At 43.1% G+C, this 5,843-nt stretch carries 5 protein-coding genes; all 5 read right to left on the bottom strand.

The annotated features are described in order from the left end of the window. On the bottom strand, positions 1–570 hold a 570-nt coding region (locus QZX97_RS17710), incomplete at its 3' end, for a hypothetical protein (protein WP_295664864.1). Positions 571–663: 93 nt separating this feature from the next. Next, a complete protein-coding gene (locus QZX97_RS17715; RefSeq protein WP_295648774.1) occupies positions 664–792 on the bottom strand; it encodes a hypothetical protein in 129 nt (42 codons plus the stop codon). 131 nt (positions 793–923) lie between these two features. Then, positions 924–4,076 (bottom strand): type I restriction endonuclease subunit R, encoded by a 3,153-nt coding sequence (locus QZX97_RS17720; RefSeq protein ID WP_295648771.1) that lies wholly within the window; start codon positions 4,074–4,076, stop codon positions 924–926. Further along, entirely contained in the window at positions 4,073–5,248 is a 1,176-nt protein-coding gene (locus QZX97_RS17725; protein WP_295648768.1) for a restriction endonuclease subunit S, read from the bottom strand. Before QZX97_RS17725 ends, QZX97_RS17720 begins: the two co-directional genes overlap by 4 nt. 156 nt (positions 5,249–5,404) lie before the next feature. Further along, on the bottom strand, positions 5,405–5,843 hold a 439-nt coding region (locus tag QZX97_RS17730), incomplete at its 5' end, for an N-6 DNA methylase (protein ID WP_295664866.1).

Below are 5,843 nucleotides of genomic sequence, written 5' to 3' on the forward strand. Positions count from 1 at the left end.
ATTTGCGCTATCAATCATTTCTACTCCGAGGGGCAAACCATTTACGTTTTGGTAATAACTGCCATCGTCGACAGTTCTAACAAATTTGTTGAAAATGATTTTACAGGCACCAATCGTATCTTTTCCCTGAAAAAGACCAGAAAAACTTTTGTTAGCCCTAATTGGCATTTTAGAAAGACTTTGAATATTGAAAAAAACCCTGATAATATTGTTGTTCCGCATCTGGATTGTTGTAGTATCGATTCTACATTGCAAAAAGGGCTCATTCTGTATTATGAATTCATCATTGCTTTGTTTAATAGCAGCTATTTGAGCGTCAATGCCCTTTTTCTGTTTATTAGTAAAATCTGTATCTCTTTTAAGCTTTTGTGCATCAGCAATATCAGATTGCTTTTTAGCTGCTATTTGGCTATCCAAAGCTTGTTTTTGAAGATCTGCAGATTTCTTAGCAGCATCAGCAGAAATTTTAGATGCTTTGGCCGAACTATCAGCAATTTCGGTCTGTCGTGTCGTTTGGTTAAATACTCGCCATGTGTAGAAAGCCAAAAACGCAGTTACAATGAGCATCAAAAGGTAAATAACGTTTGTTATATGGGGTTGGTTTGTATCCTTCGTTACAATAGCAATAGCCCTTTTGAAAATGGATGGCTTACCGCTACTTTCTTATATTGGGTTGGCATTATTTTGAGTGCGCTGAATATCTTCGTGACTTTCATCACTCCCGGAGCTAATAGATCGCGCAGGGTTATTGGCGGGCTTGTGTTCTTTGCGGTTATCGTGTAGTTTGCTCATTATCGCAGCGTAAGGTCCCTATAAATATGTTCTCATTTATCAACTAATATATTTATGCGACCGTTACTTGTTCATTTGCAACAAGCATGGTACCAATGTTTTCCAGTATGCTTGGTTTGGGTAGCGATTTTCTACGCCAACTCCACCGCATACATCTCCGCCTGTTCCAATAATGTATCAGTTGCCCTTACCTCATCATCGGGCGGATACTTATGGTAGCGTAGCACCCGTTTTACCTCAAGCTTTACCCGGTCTTTGGCGGATTGGCGTACTGTCCAGTCGGTAGTGGTGCTACGCTTTACGCGCGCTACAAGTTCTTTGGCGATAACGACCAGCTGACGGTCGCCCATCATCTGTAGTGCGCTCTGGTTGGCTGCTAATGCGTCATAGAAGGCCTTCTCAGTTTCGGTTAAACCCAATGAGTTACCGAGTTCGGTTTCCCGGTTTACCTCGTGCGAAAGGTCGAGCAGCAGCTCCATCATTTCCAGGGCGGTAATGGACTTGTTGTTGTATTTGTTGATGGCGGCCAGTAGCTTTTCGGTGAGTGATTTGTTGATGACGACGTTCTTTTTGAAACGTATTTTTATCTGGTCGGATAGCAACTTCTTCAATAACTCGATGGCCACGTTCTTTTGTTTCATGTTGCGTATCTCGTTCATGAAATCCTCGCTGAAAATGGATACTTCGGGTTTATCTAAACCTGCCTGGTCAAGTAGGTTTACGATTCCATCCGTTGCTATTGCTGTCTCCACCATCGATTTTATCGTGTTCTCAAATTCACGACGACGTTGACCAGTTACTTCTATATCAAACTTGGCTAAACGGGCCTTGACAGCCTGAAAGAACGCGATCTCTTCGGTTACTTCGGCTGCTTCGGGTTCTGATTTGGATAGGGCATATGCTTTACCCAAAGCCGTTACTTCTTTAATATACCGCTCTTTACCTTTATCTATACTGAGTATATGTTCTTCGGCTTCTAAGATAATGTTCATCTTTTGGCCTGTACCGGCTGCGAAGTAGGTATTGTACTCAAAGCCGTGGTAAAGCTGCTGCACCACTTCCAATTTGGTCAGCATCAGGTTTACCGCTTCGGATATGTCGAGCGTGATCTCACCATGGCCTTTGTTTTCGGTATAGGTTTTTAACGCTGCTTTTAAGTTACCTGTTACCGGGACGTAATCCACGATCAGACCTCCCGGCTTATCGTTAAATACCCGGTTTACCCTCGCTATCGCTTGCATTAGGTTATGGCCGCTCATGTCCTTATCTAAATACAGCGTATGCAGTATGGGCGCATCAAACCCGGTGAGCCACATATCTACCACGATCACCATTTGCAGCGGGTCCGACTTTTCTTTTAACCGCGCGGCTATTAGTGCACGTTTAGCTTTGGGGCGGATATGGTCCTGAAGGTGCTGTTCATCGGCAGAACTGCCCGTCATGATGACTTTGATACTGCCGAACTCATCACGGGTATCGTGCCAGTCGGGTTTTATGGATACGATCTCGTTGTAAAGGGCTACTGCGATGTTTCGGTTCATCGCTACAATGAGCGCTTTACCTGTAAACACCTCGGCACGACCTTCGAAGTGGGTAATGATATCGTTGGCGATCAATTTTAACCGTTCGGGGTGGCCGATAATGGCTTCCTGGCGGGTTGATTTTTCAATCGCTTTGTTGACAGTGTATTCTGTTAGTCCTTCGGCAACAATACTGAGCTTGTTCTCCAGGTCTTCGGTAAATAGTTTTTCGAGTTTTAGTTTGGCGAATCGGTTCTCGTAATATATAGGTACGGTTGCACCATCCCTAACGGCACGTTCTATGTCGTAAATATCTACATACTCACCAAATACGGCTTGTGTGTTGCGGTCATCACTTTCAACAGGTGTACCCGTGAACCCGATAAAAGTAGCCGCCGGTAGGGCATCGTGCATGTGTTTAGCGAACCCGTAGGCAATATCAGTACCTATCTCGATACCAGCATCATCTTTGATGTACCGCACTTTGGCTTCAAAGCCATATTGTGTCCTATGGGCCTCATCGGCTATCACTACAATGTTGCGCCTGTCGGAAAGTTGCTCAAACTTGTTCGAACCGTCCTCGGGTAAAAACTTTTGTATTGTGGTAAAGAAAACTCCACCCGACCTGCGGTTCTTCAACTCTTTCACCAATGCAGTACGACTTTCTATCTGTATGGGTACCTGGCGCAACAGCTGCGAACAGTTGGCGAACGTATCAAACAGTTGCTCGTCAAGGTCGTTCCTGTCGGTAATTACGATAATAGTTGGGTTGTGGAGCACTTTTACCAGTAAACCCGTATAAAACACCATTGACAAGGATTTTCCAGATCCTTGTGTATGCCATACCACGCCACCTTTACGGTTACCGCCATCAATACTTGCTTGTTGGGTGGAGATGATGGCTTTTTTTACCGCGTAGTATTGGTGGTAAGCAGCTATCTTTTTTACCACCTCGATACGGATGGTACGGGTCAGCAGATCTTCCACCTTGTTCTTTTCGAACACGATGAAGTTTAATATAAGGTCGGTTAGCACTTCGGTATTGAGTAGGCCGTCCATCATCACCGCCAGTTCGCTGGTTCTACTGGATGCTTCTGTTTTACCGTCGGCTGTCTTCCAGGACATGAAACGGGATATGTCACTGGTGAGCGTACCGAGTTTTGCCTCTAAACCGTCGGATATGATCTCAAAGCAGTTATAACAGAACAGTGATGGTATGCTGCGGTGGTAAGTTTTGAACTGGTTGTAAGCGTTATCGATGGTGGCGTTGGCATCGGCTGGGTTCTTCAATTCCAATACAATGATGGGCAGCCCGTTTACATATAGTATAATGTCGGGGCGTTTATGTTGCCCGTTTTCGATGATGGTGAGCTGGTGGGTGACGTACCAATGGTTGTTGGCCGGGTTAATATCATCAATCAGTTTTGCCTTTTTGGTGATCTCTTCGCCCTTATCCGTAAAGGCCACATCAACACCCTCTACTAATAAGGTATGGAAATATTGGTTACATGATAACAGGTCGCCGTTGCCGGGAGTACGTAAAACCTCCTTGACAGCTTGTTTTAACGAAGAAATGGGTATGTTGGGATTGATACGTGCTAATGCGTGTTCACAATGCGTTTCTATCACCACATCGGATAAGCCGCTGCGCAGATCGGTTGAAAAATCGGGGTCGAGCTGTTGGGGTGGGATATAGATAAATCCCTTGGTTTGCAATACCTCAATTACCCAAAGTTCAATATCGTTTTCAACTATGCGTGTCATGCGGTAACCGGGTTATTGACTTTTAGTGTGCCGTTCATTAGTTTGGGGAGTAGGGTGTCGCGTATGTTTCCCAGGTTATGGATTTGTTTAGTGTTAGCTTCTATTTTGAAAAAATATGGGGCAATAGTATTTTCAAATTTTACAATCTCATCTAAAGGCGGGACATTTAATTTTAGTTCGCTGAATGTTTTTGTTGTGATCGTATCGAAAACCGTACCATATGCTGCTGATTGCAATTCTTCTACGCTATTGGCAACGACCAAATAGGTGAAGAAGTTATTGCCTTTGTGTTTCGGTTTAATCCCATAATTAGATTGACTAAAAGTCATTGGTTCAGCAATTAGACAGTATTTGCCAACAGTACCCCGTGCAGATATAATGATCGAATATTTATCTAACACCTTAGCAGAACTATGTTTTAAACCGGATTCACTAATGCTTTTTTCTGTTTTTATGATGAACCCTTTATGGTTTGGAGTGATATCTTTTGCAGAAATCCATTTAATAGGTCCATTCCAATATTCCTCATTTTCCGTTTTTGGGGTTCCTCCACCAACGAGTTCAATAATATCATATAATGTTGTTTGCTCCCAACTATCATCAGCCTCTTCCACAAACCACTGTCTGAACAACGTTTCGGCCATTGTTTCCAACGTTTTGTTGTTGCGATGCAGCAGGTCTATTTTATCATCTAAGCTGCTTAGAACCTCTGCTATGGCTTCTTGTTCGGGGAGAGGGGGAAGAGATAGTTCTAACTCATTGAACGCTTCTTTCGGCATCCGTTGCCTTCCTGACGTACCGTGTAAGTTAATTTCTGCAAAGTCTCTGACATCGCGCCAGCGTGATAAATAATAAACAAAGTCGTTAGTTGAAACATTTTCTTTACCTCTTAGCACATGGAACTCCGTTGATCCAAAACCCCAGCCATTATTTAAATTTCGAACTTGGCAAATCTTGCCGTTTTCTAAACAGGGAGTTATGCGTGCAAATAAAGTGTCATTTTCTTCAAACCTCGTTCCACCGCTAAGAAGTCTCGCAGCGCTTGGCTCACAAAACTTATTCGATGGTTCCAGATCCTTCATTTCAACAAATGAATAGGTTCCGCCCATTTTAAGTTTAACCTGAGGATTAATAGTTACGAAATCTGAGAATTTGTATTCTTTCCAGTGCATTTACAATTGTTTTTTAAGCCACCACAGTAACCACAATACTTCTCATCGGTATAGTATCCTTCATTTATTCGCACATATTTTGTAAATCCTTTGTTTAGCTCCTAACCGCAAACCCTACAATAGTTGTGGCCTGATTTTTTATAACTGTTACATTTATTACACATAAACCAATGATTTGAGATTGTTTTTGATTCGTTCGTTTAAAAAGCCCTCGTCAAGCATCTGTTGCTCCAACTCCGTTTGTAATGTGGTAAACCGCTCTGTGAAGTTAAAGTCATCTTCGTCATCAGGTAAACCAATATATCGGCCTGGTGTTAACACATAATCCATGGCTTCAATATCGGCCACGGTTGATGATTTACAAAATCCGGCTATATCGTCATAAGCATCGCGGCTGTTTAACCAGTGGTGATACGTTTCGGATATGGTGTTCAGGTCGGTTTGGTCAAACTCACGGGTACGGCGGTTAACCAAGTGGCCAAGGTTACGGGCATCTATAAATAATACCTCTCCTTTACGCAAGCGGTTCTCGTCGCGGTTTAAAAACCATAAACAAGCCGGTATCTGTGTATTTAAAAACAACTTGGTGGGCAGG

Source organism: uncultured Mucilaginibacter sp. (assembly GCF_903893715.1).
GTDB lineage: Bacteria > Bacteroidota > Bacteroidia > Sphingobacteriales > Sphingobacteriaceae > Mucilaginibacter.